This window comes from Niallia circulans (assembly GCF_007273535.1).
Lineage (GTDB): Bacteria > Bacillota > Bacilli > Bacillales > Cytobacillaceae > Niallia > Niallia circulans_B.
The window spans coordinates 1,860,020-1,878,839 of the sequence record NZ_RIBP01000004.1; the positions used below are offsets into that span (position 1 = coordinate 1,860,020).

17 protein-coding genes, 1 tRNA gene and 1 rRNA gene are annotated in these 18,820 nt (G+C 39.1%); 10 read left to right on the forward strand and 9 right to left on the reverse strand.

Annotation, left to right across the window (positions count from 1 at the left end; all coding sequences use genetic code 11):
- Positions 1-84: 84 nt before the first annotated feature.
- The 5 genes from CEQ21_RS17045 to CEQ21_RS17065 all read left to right on the forward strand — a co-directional run bounded on the left by CEQ21_RS17045 (position 85) and on the right by CEQ21_RS17065 (position 5,687).
- The gene (locus CEQ21_RS17045) at positions 85-1,056 is read left to right on the forward strand and encodes a glycosyltransferase family 2 protein (protein WP_185765563.1); all 972 of its coding nucleotides are present in this window, start codon (positions 85-87) and stop codon (positions 1,054-1,056) included.
- Positions 1,053-1,460, forward strand: a complete 408-nt coding sequence (locus CEQ21_RS17050; RefSeq protein ID WP_185765564.1) for a GtrA family protein — start codon at positions 1,053-1,055, stop codon at positions 1,458-1,460. Before CEQ21_RS17045 ends, CEQ21_RS17050 begins: the two co-directional genes overlap by 4 nt.
- Before the next feature lie 17 nt (positions 1,461-1,477).
- A complete protein-coding gene (locus tag CEQ21_RS17055; RefSeq protein ID WP_185765565.1) occupies positions 1,478-3,610 on the forward strand; it encodes a glycosyltransferase family 39 protein in 2,133 nt (710 codons plus the stop codon).
- Between the two features lie 162 nt (positions 3,611-3,772).
- Positions 3,773-4,444, forward strand: a complete 672-nt coding sequence (locus CEQ21_RS17060) for a response regulator transcription factor (RefSeq protein WP_185765566.1) — start codon at positions 3,773-3,775, stop codon at positions 4,442-4,444.
- Between the two features lie 13 nt (positions 4,445-4,457).
- Positions 4,458-5,687, forward strand: coding sequence for a sensor histidine kinase (locus tag CEQ21_RS17065; RefSeq protein ID WP_185765567.1), 1,230 nt, complete (start codon positions 4,458-4,460; stop codon positions 5,685-5,687).
- Between the two features lie 34 nt (positions 5,688-5,721).
- Here the strand turns inward: CEQ21_RS17065 and CEQ21_RS17070 are convergent, their stop codons facing one another.
- Together CEQ21_RS17070 and CEQ21_RS17075 are read right to left on the reverse strand one after the other, a co-directional pair.
- Complete coding sequence (locus CEQ21_RS17070; RefSeq protein WP_185765568.1) at positions 5,722-6,465, reverse strand: NADPH-dependent oxidoreductase; 744 nt, start codon at positions 6,463-6,465, stop codon at positions 5,722-5,724.
- Between the two features lie 162 nt (positions 6,466-6,627).
- On the reverse strand, positions 6,628-7,410 hold the full coding sequence (locus CEQ21_RS17075) for an SDR family oxidoreductase (RefSeq protein ID WP_185765569.1): 783 nt from the start codon (positions 7,408-7,410) through the stop codon (positions 6,628-6,630).
- 144 nt (positions 7,411-7,554) lie between these two features.
- Here CEQ21_RS17075 and CEQ21_RS17080 point away from each other — a divergent pair, with 144 nt between their 5' ends.
- Both CEQ21_RS17080 and CEQ21_RS17085 read left to right on the forward strand, forming a co-directional pair.
- Positions 7,555-8,553: a zinc-dependent alcohol dehydrogenase family protein gene (locus CEQ21_RS17080; protein WP_185767312.1), complete on the forward strand. Its 999-nt coding sequence runs from the start codon at positions 7,555-7,557 to the stop codon at positions 8,551-8,553.
- A gap of 265 nt (positions 8,554-8,818) precedes the next feature.
- Positions 8,819-10,537, forward strand: a complete 1,719-nt coding sequence (locus CEQ21_RS17085) for an ATP-binding protein (RefSeq protein ID WP_185765570.1) — start codon at positions 8,819-8,821, stop codon at positions 10,535-10,537.
- Positions 10,538-10,575: 38 nt separating this feature from the next.
- On the opposite strand, the gene CEQ21_RS17090 is transcribed toward CEQ21_RS17085, so the two are convergent.
- Entirely contained in the window at positions 10,576-10,890 is a 315-nt protein-coding gene (locus CEQ21_RS17090; protein ID WP_185765571.1) for a hypothetical protein, read from the reverse strand.
- Between the two features lie 167 nt (positions 10,891-11,057).
- On the opposite strand from CEQ21_RS17090, the gene tlp reads away from it, so the two are divergent.
- Positions 11,058-11,291 carry a small acid-soluble spore protein Tlp gene (tlp, locus tag CEQ21_RS17095; protein WP_185765572.1) on the forward strand — a complete coding sequence of 78 codons (234 nt, stop codon included), beginning with the start codon at positions 11,058-11,060 and terminating at the stop codon, positions 11,289-11,291.
- Between the two features lie 112 nt (positions 11,292-11,403).
- Positions 11,404-11,838, forward strand: coding sequence for a VOC family protein (locus CEQ21_RS17100; RefSeq protein WP_185765573.1), 435 nt, complete (start codon positions 11,404-11,406; stop codon positions 11,836-11,838).
- A gap of 54 nt (positions 11,839-11,892) precedes the next feature.
- Here CEQ21_RS17100 and CEQ21_RS17105 read toward each other — a convergent pair whose 3' ends face one another.
- The 6 genes from CEQ21_RS17105 to CEQ21_RS17130 form a co-directional block, all read right to left on the reverse strand.
- Positions 11,893-12,093 (reverse strand): ChaB family protein, encoded by a 201-nt coding sequence (locus CEQ21_RS17105; RefSeq protein WP_185765574.1) that lies wholly within the window; start codon positions 12,091-12,093, stop codon positions 11,893-11,895.
- Between the two features lie 14 nt (positions 12,094-12,107).
- On the reverse strand, positions 12,108-12,893 hold the full coding sequence (locus tag CEQ21_RS17110) for an SDR family NAD(P)-dependent oxidoreductase (RefSeq protein WP_185765575.1): 786 nt from the start codon (positions 12,891-12,893) through the stop codon (positions 12,108-12,110).
- 115 nt (positions 12,894-13,008) lie between these two features.
- Positions 13,009-14,148, reverse strand: coding sequence for a carboxynorspermidine decarboxylase (gene nspC / locus CEQ21_RS17115; protein ID WP_185765576.1), 1,140 nt, complete (start codon positions 14,146-14,148; stop codon positions 13,009-13,011).
- Between the two features lie 10 nt (positions 14,149-14,158).
- Entirely contained in the window at positions 14,159-15,358 is a 1,200-nt protein-coding gene (locus CEQ21_RS17120; protein WP_185765577.1) for a saccharopine dehydrogenase family protein, read from the reverse strand.
- A 265-nt stretch (positions 15,359-15,623) separates the two neighbouring features.
- Positions 15,624-15,699, reverse strand: a tRNA-Ala gene (locus tag CEQ21_RS17125).
- Positions 15,700-15,826: 127 nt separating this feature from the next.
- Complete coding sequence (locus CEQ21_RS17130) at positions 15,827-16,519, reverse strand: MgtC/SapB family protein (protein WP_185765578.1); 693 nt, start codon at positions 16,517-16,519, stop codon at positions 15,827-15,829.
- Positions 16,520-17,157: 638 nt separating this feature from the next.
- Here CEQ21_RS17130 and CEQ21_RS17135 point away from each other — a divergent pair.
- Positions 17,158-18,707 (forward strand): 16S ribosomal RNA (locus CEQ21_RS17135).
- Positions 18,708-18,820: the final 113 nt, after the last annotated feature.

Consider the following 18,820-nt stretch of genomic DNA (forward strand, 5'->3'; position numbering starts at 1 on the left):
ATTAAGAAACGTTCGCTAGAATCAAGCTATTCCAATCGGATCATCTTTCGAAGTTGCGATTTATAGAAAGGAAGAGTGATTTTCATGACGAACGAAAAAGTAGATTATTCTATTGTTATTCCTGTTTATAACGAGGAAGAAGTAATTGAACATACGTATGAAAGACTTAAAACAGTGATGCAAAGCGCAGATGGAAATTACGAGCTGATGTTCATTAATGATGGGTCGAGAGACAAGTCTGTGGACATATTGCTGCAGCTAAGTGAGCAGGACAAAACAATCAAGATTGTTGATTTCTCCAGAAACTTTGGCCATCAAATTGCGATTACAGCTGGAATGGATTATGCAACAGGGAACGCCATTGTCATCATTGACGCAGATCTCCAAGATCCGCCAGAGCTGATTCTTGAAATGATTCAAAAATGGAAAGAAGGCTATGATGTCGTATATGCAAAGCGCACATCGAGAAAGGGCGAAACCTTTTTTAAGAAACAGACCGCATCAGCATTCTATAGAACATTACGGGCAATGACAGAAATTGATATCCCGATTGATACCGGAGATTTCCGCCTCATTGACCGAAAAGTGTGTGATCAAATGAATAATATTCATGAAAAAAATCGCTTTGTTAGAGGGCTTGTTAGCTGGGTAGGCTTTAAGCAGACGGCAGTTGAGTATGAGAGAGATGAAAGGTTTGCCGGTGAAACGAAATATCCGTTAAAAAGGATGCTTAAATTATCGCTGGACGGGATAACATCCTTCTCCTATAAGCCCTTAAAGCTAGCTAACTATTTAGGGGCTTCTCTGTCTGTAATTGGATTTATTTATATGCTGATTGTCCTCTATCAAAAGCTGTTTACGACTACAACTGTTACAGGATGGTCATCGATTATTGTTATCCAGCTCTTCTTTAGCGGGATTACTCTTATGATGCTTGGTGTTATTGGGGAATATATCGGACGGATTTATGATGAAGCAAAAAACAGGCCGCTTTATATTGTAAAGGACATTTATCAGCATGAACAGGCATCAGCTAAACCATTTGTGCTGAAATGAAGAAATGGCTAGTTTTTATAAAATTTGGCCTTGTGGGGTCATTAAATACAATCATTGATTTTATTGTTTATGCGATTGTAACAAGTGTTGGAGCAAATTTTCTCCTAGCACAAATCCTTTCCTATTCATGTGGACTATTAAACAGTTATTTTGTGAACAGAGCATGGACTTTTAAACAGACAAAGAAAGCTAGTATTAGTGAGTTTCTTCGGTTTTTAGCCGTTAATGTTGTGACATTATCCATCACATTGTACCTGCTTGATTTGTTTTATACAAAGCAAGACATGAATTTGTTGTTAAGTAAATTTTTAGTGACGGCAATTGGGACAATCGTTAATTTTATTGGCACAAAAATGCTAGTCTTTACAAAGGAAAAAACAGAGCAAACCAAAATACAAGATTAAAAAGAATGGAGAAAAATATGAAAAAATGGACAAAGGGAAGAGTTGATATCCTTTTAATCGCTATATTGCTGTTTTCTGCAGGATTAAACTTCTATAATCTGCAGAATGCTGGTACGAATTCCTATTATTCTGTAGCTGTGAAAAGTATGTTGACAAGCTTCCATAACTTTTTCTTTGTTTCCTTCGATCCAGCTGGGTTTATTACAGTTGATAAGCCTCCAGTTGCATTATGGATTCAAGCAATTTTTGCCAAGCTTTTCGGCTTCAATGACTTTGTGCTTCTTTTGCCTGAGGCGTTGGCAGGGGTCATTTCTGTATGGTTATTATATATCATGGTTAAGCCGAAATTTGGTAGAGCAGCAGCGCTTATTTCTAGTTTAGTACTGGCATGCTCACCGATATTTGTAGCTGTTGTCAGAACGAATAATGTCGACAGTATTTTGATTGTCACATTGATGACAGCTGCTTGGGCATTAATGAAAGCAGTTGAAAAGCAGAAGCTTGGTTGGCTGCTAGTAAGTTTTGCGCTGGTTGGTGTTGGCTTTAACGTGAAAATGCTGCAAGCATATATGGTATTGCCTGCATTTGCTTTCTATTATTTCTTTGCAACAAGAGAGATAAAAATCTGGAAAAAAATCATTCATTTAGCGGCATCAACGCTGCTTCTGATTGTTATATCATTGTCGTGGGCACTTATTGTCGACTTAACTCCAGAGAGCGAAAGACCGTATATGGGCGGAAGTGAAACGAATTCAGTGTTAGAGCTTGTCTTCGGATATAACGGGCTATCGCGATTAACTGGTCAGGATTCTGGGATGGGAGGCGGTGGAAGCTCACAAGCATCGCAAGCTCAGACACAAACGCAAACAGATGACGTTAGTACATCAGCAAACAGCAGTTCGAGTACAAGTGAGGAAAGTCCTCCATCTATACCTAGTGGCGGGCAGCAAGGTGACGGTGGCAGCTCAAGTCAATCTGGTATGTTTAATACAGGAGAAGCAGGACCACTTCGTTTATTCCAAAGTGAGTTATCTGGCCAAATCAGTTGGTTGCTTCCATTCGTATTATTTGCAATCATTGGGCTAGTGGTGTCCTTCGTTAAAACAAGAAAGTATACGATGAAGCATCATTTTGCAGCATTCTGGTTCATATGGCTTGCACCTATGTTCGTATTCTTTAGCATCGCATTGTTCTACCATCATTATTACTTGAGTATGATGGGACCTGCTATTGCAGCACTTGTCGGTATCGGCTTCACGACATTATGGGATTTCTATAAGGAAGAAAAAGGATGGGAAAGCTGGCTGCTTCCTGTTGGCATCCTTGTCACTTTCTTTTTCGAGGCGTTAATTGTTTATCAAAACAGCTCATCTGTTTCGATCATTTGGATGTGGGTTGGCATCATATTAGGTGTCGTACTGTTCATGCTCTTAATTGCCGGAAAATCGAGTGCGTCTATTAAGGAGACAATTGCTGTGATTAGTATACTGGCGTTATTAGTACTGCCAATATATTGGACAGCTATTACGATCACAAAGACTGGCAATGAGTCTACACCAACTGCTGGACCGACAAGTGGAATGGGCGGACCAGGCGGCGGTGGCGGTGGCATGGGTGCCTTCGGAGGAAATATGCAGCAAGGCGAAATGCCAAGCGGTATGCCATCAGATTCTAAAGAAGCTCCATCTGGATTCCCTGGTGGAAATGCAACTGATGATAACAGTGGTGGAATGGGCCGCATGGGCGGCGACGGAGGAGATATGGAAAGTATTGACTCGGGCTTAACGTCTTATTTGGAAGATAACTATAATGGAGAGAAATTCTTCCTTGCAGTCCAGAGTGCTCAATCCGCTTACTCCATCATGCTGAACACAGACTATGCTGTAATGGCAATGGGCGGTTTTGGAGGCTCAGATCCTGCTCCGACAGTCGAAGAGCTCGAAAAGATGGCTGAAGCAGGAGAAATTAAGTACTTCTTACTATCCGGACAAGGAATGGGCGGCAATAGTGAAGTTACAGAATGGATACAGGAAAACTGTGTTGAGGTGCCAAGCAGTGAGTATTCCTCTGATACAACAGACACTACTGACAGCTCTGCAGCATCAAATATGAGAGGCGCTGGCCAAACCTTGTATGAGTACCAAAAGTAATCAAAGAACAGCGATTCGTCCTAAGCGAATCGCTTTCTCGCTTTCAAATATAGCAAAAAACATCATGATAGTATTTATTTATACTTGGGCGTATGTTATAAATAATCCTAATGAATCAGCTTAGCAACTGCAAAACTTAACAGCCAAAGGAGATATAATACGATGAAATTACTAGTTGTGGAGGATAATAAGCCATTATTAGAATCCATAAAAGGCATATTGGAGAAGGAATATTCTGTGGATACTGCAGATAATGGTGAAGATGGATTATTTTTTGCGCAGCAAAACATTTATGATTTAATCGTCTTAGATGTCATGCTTCCATATATGAACGGCTTTGAAATAGTGCAAATATTGCGCAAGGAGAAGGTCAATACACCCGTCCTTTTCTTAACAGCAAAGGATTCGCTTGAGGACAGGGTTAAAGGCTTAGAGTTTGGCGGAGACGATTATTTAGTCAAACCATTTCAGGCTCCCGAGCTTGAGGCACGAATTAAAGCACTGCTTAGAAGAAGCGGAGCTTTGGACATAGATGCAGGGCTTAAGTATGAGGAAATAGTGCTGACTGGAAAAGAAAATGATGTGCTTGTGAAAGATGTTCCAATTAAGTTAACGGTCAAGCAATATGAATTATTGGAGTATTTAATCCAAAACACAGGGAAAATCCTGACGAAGGAACAAATATTTGACCGTATCTGGGGCTTTGATTCTGATACGACAATCGCCATAGTGGAAGTGTTCATACATCAGCTTCGTAAAAAATTAGAAGAATTTGCTTATCATAAAGATATTCAAACAGTTCGAGGCGTTGGCTATATTTTGAAAAAAGCATAAGGGGATATACACTATGTTCCAAAAGACAAGAATTAAGTTAACCTTTCTTAATTCGCTTGTATTTATATTATTGATGGTCGTCCTTGGTGTAATGATTTATCATTACACAGAAAAGCAAATATATAAGGATATAAATAAGTCACTGGAAGAAGCAGTGGAATCTGTCAGTCATCCAGACCAAAGAGAAGTGGGAAGGGGACCAGTGGGTGATCCGCAAATCTCCCTTATCAAATGGACAGATGATAAACAAATGGATTCAATTTCCCAAAATATCATAAATTATGCAAGTGAGTTCGAGAATTTTTATCCAAAGGATTACGATAAGATTGTTGAGAAACAGACGGTCAGCGGCTACAGTTATAACACTATTGCTGTCAAAGTTAAGATGGAAGATGGAACAAAGGAAACCTTTCAGTTTATCCGCAGTACCAATCCGGAAAAATCAATGCTGAATAGATTAATTATTATTATGACGGTAGGTGTGCTTGCGGGAAGTATATTCGCCATATTAGCTGGTTATTTCCTTGCAGGGCGAGCTTTAGTTCCAATTCAGAAATCTTGGGAATCACAGCAGCAATTCGTTTCAGATGCTTCCCATGAGCTGAGAACACCGTTAGCTGTCATTCAATCGAGAACAGACCTGCTGTTCCAGGAACCAGAAGCCACCATTCAGGAAAAGGCGATTGACATCTCTGTTATCTCAAAAGAGACACGAAGGCTGAATAAGCTTGTTACCAGTTTACTAACACTTGCAAGGTCTGATTCAAACCAGATGGAAATATCGAAACAGGAATTTGCGTTAGATGTTCTCATTCAAGAAGTTATTGACCAGTATGCAGATATAGCAGACTTCCAAGGCAAAAGGATTTATACAGATACAATTACACCAATCAAGCAGATTGGAGACAAAGAGCGGATACACCAGTTGCTTGTTATTCTCGTTGATAACAGCATGAAGTTTACGGATGAGGGTGGCACAATTGCTATAAATGCCGCTGCTAAGGCTCATACAATTGAACTTGAGGTGAAAGACAACGGAATTGGAATTCCAAAGCAAGACATCTCAAAAATATTCAACCGTTTCTATCAGGTCGAACAATCACGGACAGATATAGAAGGAACAGGTTTAGGCTTGTCTATTGCAAAGTGGATTATCGACAAGCATTCAGGCACGATAAGAGTAGACAGTGAGCTGGAAAAAGGCACAAGCTTTGAAATCACCTTTCCGAAGCTTGGTCAGTAAAGAAAACATCCTCCGATTAAGGAGGATGTTTTTTTTATTCCTTCAAATCCTTTGCATGAAAGCCTTGTTTTTGCAGCACTGGTCCAATGCTCGGATAATATGGCTGCTTATAAAAGTTGGCAACTCGGTTTGTCCAATTAGCTTGTTCACTACCGCGTTCTTGTAAGTACTTCTTAAATACTTCATTATATTCCTGTAAAGCGTCTGTTTGGTCACTATTATAGGATTCTTTATGAACATAAGCTTCTTTAGGAAGTCTTGGCTTAACACCAGGATCTTCAGCAGGGAAACCGATGCATAACCCAGAAATAGGCACTACGTATTTAGGGAGCTGTAAAAACTCAATCACTTCAGGAGCATTCCTTCTGATTCCTCCGATTGGAACAGTACCCAATCCGAGTGATTCAGCAGCTGTTATAGCATTTGCCAAAGCAATTCCTGCATCTGTTGCTCCAACAAGTAGCAGGTCTGATTGATCTGCTGCACCGAAAGTAGTGTTTTCCAGCGTAGCTGAAAGCTCTGTTCGGTGGAAGTCCATACAGAAGACCAAAAATACAGGTGCTTCATTAATATGCTTTTGATTACCGCAAAGCTCTGCTAGTTTTTCTTTTCGTTTATGGTCCTCCACTACTATGACAGTTACGTGCTGCCCGTTAATCCAGGAAGGTGCAGCTTGTGCTGAATCCAAGATAGCATCAAGCATTTTCTCTGGTACTTTTTTATTTTCGTATTTACGGTAAGAACGGTGCTGTGTCAGTGTATTTATGACATCATTCATTTTATTAACCTCCAGTTACCCGAATATTTGCTTGAGAAAAAACATTTTCCCAAATCGTCAATAATGACATTTTAGCATAATTGACAGGAAGTCCACCTCTCATAAGTCTTACATGAAAAAAGGCTAAGGATGCAGAGTAATTGCAAACTTAGCCAATGATTATTAAAGCAGTGATTCTGCGCCATCGATATAAATTTCTGTTCCAGTTATATGACTGGAGGCATCAGAGCTTAGGAACAGGACAAGATCTGCAACCTGTTTTGGCTCGCCAGATTTTTGTGCAAGCGGCTGACTTCCCTGAGGATATTCTACAGGGATAGCAATTTCCTTTAGTTTTTCCTCTTCACGGAAAGTATTCTCTTCAATATTTGTATCAATTGCACCAGGACAGATGATATTTACCCTTATCTTATACTTGGCGAGCTCCAATGCGGCCATTTTACCAAAGGCAACTTGACCTGCTTTGGAAGTGCTGTATGCGGACATACCGAAACTGGAGTATGTTCTGTTTCCGTTAATGCTGCTGGTGATAATGATGCTACCGCCATTCTTTTTCAAATGAGGAACAGTATATTTTATTGTAAGGAAGGTACCTTTAAGATTTATTTGCATGGTTTTGTCCCAATCCTCTGGAGCGAGATGTTCAATCGGTGAGACTTTTCCATTGATTCCTGCATTTGCAAACACAATATCGAGCTGTCCCCATTTGTTGATAATATAGTCAATCGCAGTACTCATTGAACATGGATCTGCGATATTCGCTTCTAATATAAGAGCTTCACCGCCAAGCTCTTTAATTTCCTTATCAACAGCTTCTAAATTTTTGGGGATTAAGTCGAGCAGTGCAACTTTAGCACCGCTTTTCACTAGAGAAATTGCGGCCGCATGTCCAATTCCAGATGCCGCGCCTGTAATTAATGCCACTTTGTTTGACATATCACTCATAATAATTCCTCCTAAGATTAATTTAATTAAGTTAGCAAGTACTTCCTTAATAACCTTTTTGCCTGAAATTAAAACCAATGCAGAAATAGTTCCTCTCTCTTTTTATTTTCTGTAAAATAAAAGGGAGAGGAGAGGTAATTAATGATGAAAGCAATGATTATAGATTCATATGGTAATTCTTCTGTATTTAGTGAAGTAGACATGGAAAAGCCTAGTATTATACCTGGCTATGTCATTATTAAAGTAATGGCTTCAAGTGTTAATCCAATCGATGTAAAGATTAGAGCAGGGGCAGTTCAAGCTGCTTCTCCGGAGTTACCTGCTGTCCTTCATGGTGATGTCGCAGGAATCGTTGCAGAAGTAGGTGAAGGTGTCGAAAGCTTTAAGGTAGGAGATGAAGTTTTTGGCTGTGCCGGCGGTTTTAAAGGGACAGGCGGTGCATTAGCAGAATTTATGCTTGCTGATGTGCGATTATTAGCGCGAAAACCTAAAAATATTACGATGCAGCAAGCAGCATGTCTGCCACTAGTTAGCATAACTGCTTGGGATGCGCTGTTTGTTAAAGGGAATTTGTCAGCAAATCAAAATATATTAATTCATGGCGGTACAGGCGGTGTCGGTCATATCGCAATACAGCTTGCAAAGTGGAAGGGTGCTAACGTTTATACAACTGTTTCCTCAGAGGAAAAAGCAACTATAGCAAAATCCTTAGGTGCAGACACAGTCATTGACTACAAAGCTGAATCAGTTGAAGAGTATGTAGAAAAATATACTGGAGGAGATGGATTTCAGATTGTGTTTGACACTGTTGGCGGAAAGAATTTAGATACATCTTTTCATGCAGCAGCAACTCATGGCACAGTACTTGCAATTGCTGCAAGATCAACACATGATTTGTCGCCAATGCATGCAAAAGGTTTATCCTTACATGTTACCTTTATGCTTTTAAAAATATTGGACGAATCAAAAAGGGCGGAACATGGAGAGATTCTGCAAAAAATTGCAGAGATTGTAGAAGCAGGCGAGCTTAAGCCGTTAGTCGATGAAAAGGATTTTTCATTTGTAGAGGCTGGGAAATCGCATGAATACTTGGAAGCAGGTAAGGCAATCGGCAAAATAGCATTGATTAATCGCTGGCAATGATAAAAGGAAACAAATGAGACTAGGGAAACCTAGTCTCATTTGTTTCCTTTTTGTCTGTAAAATTTTCTTGAAAAACAAACAGACTTTTTACTCAAACGAAACAATTCATAGTAAAATAAGGTGAATACTTGAATAGGGGAAATATCTGTAACTATGAATTATTACAATACAGCTTTGATTACTAGTATGAAAATGGCAACCTTGCAATTGGAAAGCTGTAATCATTTGACTATACAGCATGTGAATTGGACAGGAGGGATATAAAATGGAATTTATATTATTGATGATGGTAGCATTAATTCCACTCATTATTTCCCTGACTGTGCTGCTTTTTTCAAAAACTAGATTAACTATAGCACTTTCCCTCTTTTTAGGGATGTTATCCTTTTGGCAAATGGATGTTGCTACCCTTTATGCAGATGAAGTGCTGTCCCTTAAGTGGATTGATACGCTTTTTCGTACCTTTAGAGGTGGTTCTATTTTCATCATGCCAATAATGTATTACTTCTCCTACTATTTAGTACGAAAAAATGATGAGTTAAGAAAATACAGATGGCTTTTAAATAAAGGAGTGCTTATCTCATTCCTCCTATATACTGTTATTGTCTATATTATTAACTTTACTAATCTTGGGATTGAATCGTATAAATTGAGAGATGATAAGCTATTATCCCCTTCTCACCTGTTGCCGGTATATGGAGTCGGAAATGTGGTTTTTATGGTCAATATTATTTTAGGTTATCTTAATACCTTCCTGCTGCTATTTATTACAACAAAGATAAGGGATACAGCGGATAAAAAGTTTTATGTAAAACTGGTAACTGCAGCTATTCTGCTATTTATTAATGGTAACTTAAGTGGTTTTGCTTTTATACCGCTGTATTACTCCAGTTTTAACTCGATTTTTGCTGCGATTATCTTATTAATTGGTTTTTTTCAAATGCAATCATATAAGATAAATGCAATGAATGGAGAAGTGCTGAAGCAAAGTGAGCAACTAGAGGCTATTATGAATATAAATCCGAATTATCTTCTTGTAATAGATGGAGAGACAATTATAAAAGTAAATGAATCCTTATGTGAGCTATTAAAAAGGAGCAGCAATGACCTGCTTGGCAAACCGTATTCTTATATATCAAAAGAGATTAGTATGGAAACAATAAAGCCACAAAAATACTCGGATGCAAACGGGAAGAGACACTATATATTATGGGGAAAAAAAGAGCTTAACTACAATAATGAAGGTAAACGTACTATTTACTTCGGAATGGATATAACAGAGCAAAAAAGAAATGAACAGTTGATTATTTCCTCTGAAAAGTTGAAAGTGGTTGGTGAAATGGCTGCGAGTGTTGCCCATGAAATAAGAAACCCATTAACAACTATAAGAGGCTTTATTCAGCTTCTAAAAGAAAAAAGCAATAAGACAGGCTATGAAGATATACTATTAGAAGAAATAGATCGTATCAACCATGTGCTAAAGGAATTGCTTATCCTTGGCAAGCCCGAAGCAATCGCAGCCGCAAGAAATGAGACTTTAAGGAGTCAACCATTCACCGAACTGCAAAATATCAAACTTCTATTTCAGGCATTAGCAATTGAACAGAACAAGGAAATCATGCTTGAGGACAGGCAACATAACCCCATTTTTGTTTCGATGGAAAAATCACATTTTAAGCAGGTAATCATTAATGTACTGAAAAATAGTCTTGAGGCCATACCTGGTGGCAGCGGGAAAGTAAAGATGATTATAGACAGCAAAGCAGACTATGTCAGAATTCGAGTGATAGATAATGGGGAAGGCATCAATAAGGAGCTTCTCAACCGAATTTGGGAGCCTTATTATACAAGTAAAGAAAAAGGCAATGGGATTGGCTTAACTGTCTGCAATAGACTATTGCTAGAGAATGATGGTCAGATGTTCGTTAACAGCAAGGCAGGGTTAGGCACATGTGTAACAATAACACTTCCTATTATAGGTTAATGGAAAAGGAAAGACATTCGATGTTTTTCCTTTTTTTATTAGCTGGCATTTTTCTTTGCGAATAAAGCATAGGCTTCCTTGCTTATAGACAAAGTATCCTGTTGCTTTGTAGCAGTCAGTGAAGCTTTTGAAGATGACTGCAACGAAGTCAATTGTTCATCAATTTTCGTGATTTGCTGTTTTATTGTTTTTTCCTGCTGTTCCTTTTTTTCTGCAGAGAGCTGTTCATTTTGCTCTAACCTGCTAAGCTGGCTTTCTAATTGTTTTTTTCTGCTCTCGAGTGAAGAGGAGTTATTATTAGTTATTGCTGATATTGCAGTAGTATTGCTTGTTGAGATATTCTGTATAACCATTTTGAAGCTTCCTTTCTGTATATGTATGAGTAAAGTATAAGTGTGCAACCTGAATTTTCCCTTAATAAATGAGAAAAGAATCGTTGAATTTCCTTTTTTCCCTGCGTATAAAAAAACAAGAACTAAACAAAATACTATAGTATTTTAAATTACAGGAGGAAAAATCGATGACAGATAACCGTCCAAATCCAGATAATAGAGAAGATAATGTAGAAAAGCTGCAAGATATGATTGAAAATACGTTAGACAATATCGAGAAATCAGATGAGACGATGGCAAATGCTTCTGCTGATGAAAGAGCTAATATAGAAGCTAAAAACAGAAGAAGAGAAGAATCGATTAATGCATTCCGAGAAGAAGCTAAAGATGAAGCTGCTAATCGTGAAAATGGTTACCAATAAAAAGATCGAAAGACCTCTAATCATTTAGAGGTCTAATTTAATGATGATATAGAGGGAATTTGCTAGTAAAGAGAGAATATTAGAGATTATAAAGAGCAGAAGGAGTGGGATCATGATTAAATCGATGTATCCTTATTTCGTGTTAAACGGAAATGGAAGAGAAGCAGTAGAATTTTATAGGAACGCACTCAATGCTGAAGTAATAAGTGTTCAGCTTTTTGGTGATATGCCCCATGATTCGGAAAAGCCATTGCCAGAAGAGGCGAAAAATCGTGTGTTAAATGCACAGCTGAAAGTTGGAAACATAGACTTGATGCTTTCAGACAACTTTCCGGGAATGCCATATTCGGTAGGTACTAATGTGACTACTGCTATTATTTTGGAGGATCCGGAGGACACAAAAAGAATATTTGCAGCCTTAGAAGAGGGCGGTAAGGTAAAGATGCCGCTTCAGGAAACATTTTGGAGCCCTTTATATGGACAAGTCGAGGATAAATACGGATTTGAATGGCAAGTGTCCACAGAAGGAAAGCTTACAAACAGCTAATATCAATAAAAAGACATCAGCAGAAATAGCAGTTAGCTGATGTCTTTTATTATGTTAATCCTTAGCTGTCCAATTCCCGTCATTATCTTTGAGATATTTATTTTTAACTGCGCTCCATGCCACTTTAAAAGCAGTTTCTTCTTGATGATATTCATCCGAGGCAGAATTAAATGCTTCTTTGAAAATTTCCTGAGCATGATGTGGCAAGTTATCCTGGACCGATTCAGGCAAATCCTTCACACTTTTATAAGGCATATTTTGCTCCTCCTTTACCCTTTAATTAATGATTCAGCACTATCTACATATACTTCCGTACCTGTTAGGTGCGAAGCTTCATCAGAAGCTAGAAACAGAAATAAGTTTGCTACTTCTTCTGGTTTTCCAGCCTCTTGCTTTAAAGGGATCCCGTTTTCAGGAATATCGAACGGGAAGTTTATTTCCTTCACACTCTCTGACTCTTGCAGAGATTCAAAAATATTGGTATCGATAGTACCAGGGCAGATAGAATTAACTCGTATTTTGTGTTGGGCCAGCTCGATTGCAGCCATTTTAGCAAAAGCTGCAATTGCTGCTTTAGAGGAACTATAGGCAGAGAATCCCTCTTGGGCAAAACGGCGATTCCCGCTGACAGAGCTGGTAATGGTGATTGTACCACCATTATCTTTCAAATAGGGAATAGCTTGCTTAACGGTTTCGAATGTTCCAATTACATTATTTTGAATAGTTGTGGCCCAATCCTTTGTTGAAAACTGTTCAATCGGTGATATTGTTCCGACAATACCTGCATTAGCAAAAAGAGTAGTAATTGTACCCCATTTTTTAGCTGTTTGTGCCATTGCATCAGCTACTTGCGTTCCATCAGTTATATCTGCATGACAAAATATCGCTTCTCCACCCAATTCCGTAATATCTTTTATGACAGCTTTGCCTCGTTCTTCATTTCTATCAATTATCGTGATTTTTGCGCCTTCCTGTGCTAAGCGAATGGCAGAGGCTTTTCCAATTCCGGAAGCACCGCCTGTTATGACAGCTACTTTATTTTCTATACGGTTCATTTTTTCTGTCACTCCTATATGTTACTAGTTTTTATTATCTTTCTCCTCTTACCCTTTCCATAGAGGAATATGCAAAAAAAACCCCTTCTCTATATTAGAGTAGGGGTTCATTTGCTTATGATAGGCGGTTGCTGTAATCCTCAAACTTAAATTGTCTTATGACTTTAATTCCTTCTTCGTCATTGTATGAAACGATAGAAGGGAGATTTACACCATTAAACATATGATTTTTCACCATTGTATAATGAGCCATATCGCAGAAAACAATTTTATCACCAGGCTTTAGTGGCTCTTTAAAGGAGTAGTCACCGATGACATCTCCTGAAAGGCAAGTCATTCCACCAAGTCTGTATGTGTATTCATATTCACCAGGCATTCCAGCACCGATGATATTTGGTCTGTATGGCATCTCAAGTACATCAGGCATATGGCATGTAGCTGATGTATCAAGAATAGCCAAATCCATTCCGTTTTTCATAACGTCAAGAACAGTACTCACAAGATAGCCGGTATTTAAAGCAATTGCTTCACCAGGCTCAAGATAAACTTCGACATCATATTTTTCTTTCAAGTAAAGTATGCATTCAATTAATGTTTCAATATCATAATCTGGTCTTGTGATATGATGACCACCGCCAAGATTCAGCCACTTGACCTTTTTGATATGTTCGCCAAACTTCTCGTCAACTACTTTAAGTGTTCTCTTTAAAGTGTCGGAGTTTTGCTCACACATTGTATGGAAGTGAAGGCCATCAATTTCATCAAGGCGATCAGCATCGAAGTTATCCAATGTAACACCGAATCTCGAATATGGAGCACATGGGTTGTAGAGTTCTGTTTCAATCTCAGAGTACTCTGGATTGATACGAATTCCGACATCAATTTTTTTGTCAGCATTTTTTACTTTATCTTTAAAACGGTCCCATTGTGCAAAGGAATTGAAAACAATATGGTCCGTGTATGACATCAGTTCATCGAACTCGCTGTCCATATATGCTGGTGCATATGAATGAACCTCTTTTCCCATCTTTTCAAAACCTAATCTAGCTTCAAACAAAGAGCTTGAAGTTACTCCTGTAAGGTACTTTGAAACAAGTGGAAATACAGAGTGCATCGAAAATCCTTTTAATGCAAGGAGAATCTTAGCACCAGTTTTTTCTTGAACATAGTTCAATGTCTCCAGGTTTTTCTTAAGAAGACGCTCGTCCACTACATAACTAGGAGATGGTACTTTATCAAATTCAATGTTTTTCATTGCTTTCCTCTCAATCTATAAGAGTTGGAGAGAAGTTCTCCTGCCATGGCAATCCGTGTTTGTTCAATGCATCCATGAATGGATCTGGATCGAATTCTTCCACGTTGTATACGCCTGGTTTTTTCCATTGTCCTTTAATGATAAGCATTGCACCGATCATTGCTGGAACACCTGTTGTATAAGAAATTGCTTGTGAGCCAACCTCTCTGTAGCATTCTTGGTGGTCACATACATTGTATACATAGTAAGTTTTTGGCTTACCGTCTTTAATTCCTTGGATGATACAGCCAATGTTTGTTTTTCCTTTTGTTCTTGGTCCAAGAGAAGCAGGATCAGGAAGCAATTCTTTCAAGAATTGCAAAGGAATGATTTCTTTGCCTTCATAGTTAATAGGTTCGATAGATGTCATACCAACATTTTCAAGAACTTTAAGATGGTTCAAGTAGTTGTCAGAGAATGTCATCCAGAAACGGATTCTTTTCACGTCTTTAATGTTAACAGCTAAAGATTCTAATTCTTCATGATATAGAAGATAGATGTTTTTTGGTCCAACTTCCGCCAAATCATATTCTCTCTTCTCAGAAAGTGGTGCAGTCTCTATCCACTCACCATTTTCGAAATAACGGCCATTTGCTGTAATTTCGCGAATATTGATTTCTGGGTTGAAGTTTGTAGCGAACGGATACCCGTGATCACCGCCGTTAGCATCAACGATATCAATATAGTGAATCTCATCAAAATGATGCTTCTGTGCATAAGCAGTAAATACACCAGTAACACCTGGATCAAATCCGCTGCCTAAAAGTGCAGTTAAGCCAGCTTCTTCAAATTTTTGTTTATAGTCCCATTGCCATTTATATTCGAACTTAGCAGTTTCTGGTGGCTCATAGTTAGCTGTATCAAGGTAGTGAACTCCAGTTGCAAGACATGCATCCATGATTGTTAAGTCTTGGTATGGCAATGCCACGTTAATAACTACATCTGGTTTGAAGCTATTGATTAACTCAATTACTTCTTCTGTTTTATCTGCATCGACTTGAGCAATAGATACCTTTGTTTTGCCACCGTCTAATTTATTTTTAAGCGCTTCACATTTTGAAAGTGTTCTGCTTGCAATACAAATTTCTTCAAATACATCAGGTACTTGGCAGCATTTATGTGCAACAACACTTGCTACACCGCCAGCACCAATAATTAATGCTTTACCCAAAATGAAAAACCTCCTTTAACTATATTGAAAAAATTCAATAAGCATGATTATACAGAATGTACGACAAATAATCCATAAAATCCGACAAAATATAAATATTTTTTACACTTATTATGTTAGAATCTTTTGATTTTGTTTAGTGTGTGATTATACGAGGTGGATATACTTGTGGAAACATAAAAAGTAAGAAAAAAGGACGCAAAAAAGACATTTGCACGGAATGCTTTATAAGCAACCAAACAAATGTCTTGAAATTATGTAATATTGGTGGAGACTATCGGGATCGAACCGACGACCTCTTGCATGCCATGCAAGCGCTCTCCCAGCTGAGCTAAGCCCCCATTTATGATGTTAATTTATATTATACATGCAAATAGCAAGAATGCAATATTTAAAACAAATAAGAGAAAGGGCAAAAGAAAAGGGTGGATAAACCATCTTCTTTAGCCCAGGTTAACATTGAAAAGTTTAGTTTAAGTTTTCTATTTCAATTTCCCTAACGCCACTTATGCCTGAGATATCTTTATAGAATTCAGTCAGCTCTCTTTTCTGATCAACAATTAAAATCAAGTTAATAGAATGTTCACCTGTTTCTAAGTCTTTTATGCGTAAGTTTTTAATCCCAGCCTTCAATTGGCGGATGGAATCAATGATGGTTGTGACATCCTCTTTTTCTGTTGCCTTAAGCTTTACTTTAATTTCTTTTTCACGCAACTGTCTAGGACCGATAAGACTCATAATGAAAGGAACAAACTTAACACTTACCAATAAAAGTGTAACGCCTGCGAGTGCTTCTATATAATACCCAGCACCCACTGCAATGCCAATTCCGCCTGCTCCCCAAATAAGAGCTGCGGTTGTTAGCCCTGATATACTGTCATTTCCTCGACGAAGGATTACACCTGCACCTAAAAAACCAATTCCAGATACTATTTGTGCAGGGAGACGAAGTGGATCCATTGTTATGTTTACATGGTCACTCCCAGGAAACTTATATGCAGATTCTATTGAAACAATTGTCAACAGACAGCTGACAATGCTAATAACAAGACTTGTTTTCAAGCCAACAGGTTTACGTTTTATTTCTCTTTCTAATCCGATTATTAAGCCAAGTCCTGTAGATATTCCTAATTTTATTAAGAAGTCGATGTCGATAAGCATAATACCTCCTGTGAATGTCTTTGTTAAATTAATATGTATTGAAAAGTTCTTTTATTTGTGTTTTTGCTTCGTTATGTATTTTTAGATAGTAGCGTTTATTTGATGTACTAATATTAGATTAATCGGCCAATAGGTAGCCTATATATAACCAATAATAAGGATTTGAAAACATTGAATGAAGGAAAGGATTTTCTATATCTTCATATATGAAGGTTGGAATTGCAATCGATATTTACATTTTATTGATTAGTATTTCTTATTATATAGATACAATCTGTACTACTTTTTTTATCACAGTATTTAATAGTAAATAAGAGCATGAAAAAGAAAAATGATTATTTTTATAAAAAAAACAGAAAAGCTATTGCTTAATAAATTTCTACATGATATATTATATCTCGTCCTCAACGAAAGAGTTTAAACGAAAATAAAAAACTTTTAAAAAGTTGTTGACACTAACTAATTGATATGGTAAATTGATAAAGTCGCTTCTGAAACAAGCGATAACAATTAGTGAAAATTGCTCTTTGAAAACTGAACAAACAAACGTCAACAATAATCGTTTTTATAACTTCGTTATAGAAACAAAAAACAAGTAACAAAAAGCTAGAGTTTAGCATTTGAGCTAATCTTACTCTTTATCGGAGAGTTTGATCCTGGCTCAGGACGAACGCTGGCGGCGTGCCTAATACATGCAAGTCGAGCGGACTTAAAAAGCTTGCTTTTTAAGTTAGCGGCGGACGGGTGAGTAACACGTGGGCAACCTGCCTGTAAGACTGGGATAACTTCGGGAAACCGGAGCTAATACCGGATAATCCTTTTCTACTCATGTAGGAAAGCTGAAAGACGGTTTACGCTGTCACTTACAGATGGGCCCGCGGCGCATTAGCTAGTTGGTGAGGTAACGGCTCACCAAGGCGACGATGCGTAGCCGACCTGAGAGGGTGATCGGCCACACTGGGACTGAGACACGGCCCAGACTCCTACGGGAGGCAGCAGTAGGGAATCTTCCGCAATGGACGAAAGTCTGACGGAGCAACGCCGCGTGAGTGATGAAGGTTTTCGGATCGTAAAACTCTGTTGTTAGGGAAGAACAAGTACGAGAGTAACTGCTCGTACCTTGACGGTACCTAACCAGAAAGCCACGGCTAACTACGTGCCAGCAGCCGCGGTAATACGTAGGTGGCAAGCGTTGTCCGGAATTATTGGGCGTAAAGCGCGCGCAGGCGGTCCTTTAAGTCTGATGTGAAAGCCCACGGCTCAACCGTGGAGGGTCATTGGAAACTGGGGGACTTGAGTGCAGAAGAGAAGAGTGGAATTCCACGTGTAGCGGTGAAATGCGTAGAGATGTGGAGGAACACCAGTGGCGAAGGCGACTCTTTGGTCTGTAACTGACGCTGAGGCGCGAAAGCGTGGGGAGCAAACAGGATTAGATACCCTGGTAGTCCACGCCGTAAACGATGAGTGCTAAGTGTTAGAGGGTTTCCGCCCTTTAGTGCTGCAGCAAACGCATTAAGCACTCCGCCTGGGGAGTACGGCCGCAAGGCTGAAACTCAAAGGAATTGACGGGGGCCCGCACAAGCGGTGGAGCATGTGGTTTAATTCGAAGCAACGCGAAGAACCTTACCAGGTCTTGACATCTCCTGACAATCCTAGAGATAGGACGTTCCCCTTCGGGGGACAGGATGACAGGTGGTGCATGGTTGTCGTCAGCTCGTGTCGTGAGATGTTGGGTTAAGTCCCGCAACGAGCGCAACCCTTGATCTTAGTTGCCAGCATTCAGTTGGGCACTCTAAGGTGACTGCCGGTGACAAACCGGAGGAAGGTGGGGATGACGTCAAATCATCATGCCCCTTATGACCTGGGCTACACACGTGCTACAATGGATGGTACAAAGGGCAGCAAAACCGCGAGGTCGAGCCAATCCCATAAAACCATTCTCAGTTCGGATTGTAGGCTGCAACTCGCCTACATGAAGCTGGAATCGCTAGTAATCGCGGATCAGCATGCCGCGGTGAATACGTTCCCGGGCCTTGTACACACCGCCCGTCACACCACGAGAGTTTGTAACACCCGAAGTCGGTGGGGTAACCCTTTTGGGAGCCAGCCGCCTAAGGTGGGATAGATGATTGGGGTGAAGTCGTAACAAGGTAGCCGTATCGGAAGGTGCGGCTGGATCACCTCCTTTCTAAGGAAAATGGATTTATTCCATTCATAGATTGTTGACAGTTTGTTGTTCAGTTTTGAGGGAGCAATTCCTCAAAACATGAGGGTATTGATAAGTAAATTAATCAATAGCCG

Bases quoted from the DNA above. Each gene is read 5' to 3' on its own strand.
- CEQ21_RS17045 (WP_185765563.1), top strand. From the start codon at position 85: ATGACGAACGAAAAAGTAGATTATTCTATTGTTATTCCTGTTTATAAC.
- CEQ21_RS17050 (WP_185765564.1), top strand. From the start codon at position 1,053: ATGAAGAAATGGCTAGTTTTTATAAAATTTGGCCTTGTGGGGTCATTA.
- CEQ21_RS17055 (WP_185765565.1), top strand. From the start codon at position 1,478: ATGAAAAAATGGACAAAGGGAAGAGTTGATATCCTTTTAATCGCTATA.
- CEQ21_RS17060 (WP_185765566.1), top strand. From the start codon at position 3,773: ATGAAATTACTAGTTGTGGAGGATAATAAGCCATTATTAGAATCCATA.
- CEQ21_RS17065 (WP_185765567.1), top strand. From the start codon at position 4,458: ATGTTCCAAAAGACAAGAATTAAGTTAACCTTTCTTAATTCGCTTGTA.
- CEQ21_RS17070 (WP_185765568.1), bottom strand. From the start codon at position 6,465: ATGAATGATGTCATAAATACACTGACACAGCACCGTTCTTACCGTAAA.
- CEQ21_RS17075 (WP_185765569.1), bottom strand. From the start codon at position 7,410: ATGAGTGATATGTCAAACAAAGTGGCATTAATTACAGGCGCGGCATCT.
- CEQ21_RS17080 (WP_185767312.1), top strand. From the start codon at position 7,555: ATGAAAGCAATGATTATAGATTCATATGGTAATTCTTCTGTATTTAGT.
- CEQ21_RS17085 (WP_185765570.1), top strand. From the start codon at position 8,819: ATGGAATTTATATTATTGATGATGGTAGCATTAATTCCACTCATTATT.
- CEQ21_RS17090 (WP_185765571.1), bottom strand. From the start codon at position 10,890: ATGGTTATACAGAATATCTCAACAAGCAATACTACTGCAATATCAGCA.
- tlp (WP_185765572.1), top strand. From the start codon at position 11,058: ATGACAGATAACCGTCCAAATCCAGATAATAGAGAAGATAATGTAGAA.
- CEQ21_RS17100 (WP_185765573.1), top strand. From the start codon at position 11,404: ATGATTAAATCGATGTATCCTTATTTCGTGTTAAACGGAAATGGAAGA.
- CEQ21_RS17105 (WP_185765574.1), bottom strand. From the start codon at position 12,093: ATGCCTTATAAAAGTGTGAAGGATTTGCCTGAATCGGTCCAGGATAAC.
- CEQ21_RS17110 (WP_185765575.1), bottom strand. From the start codon at position 12,893: ATGAACCGTATAGAAAATAAAGTAGCTGTCATAACAGGCGGTGCTTCC.
- nspC (WP_185765576.1), bottom strand. From the start codon at position 14,148: ATGAAAAACATTGAATTTGATAAAGTACCATCTCCTAGTTATGTAGTG.
- CEQ21_RS17130 (WP_185765578.1), bottom strand. From the start codon at position 16,519: ATGCTTATCGACATCGACTTCTTAATAAAATTAGGAATATCTACAGGA.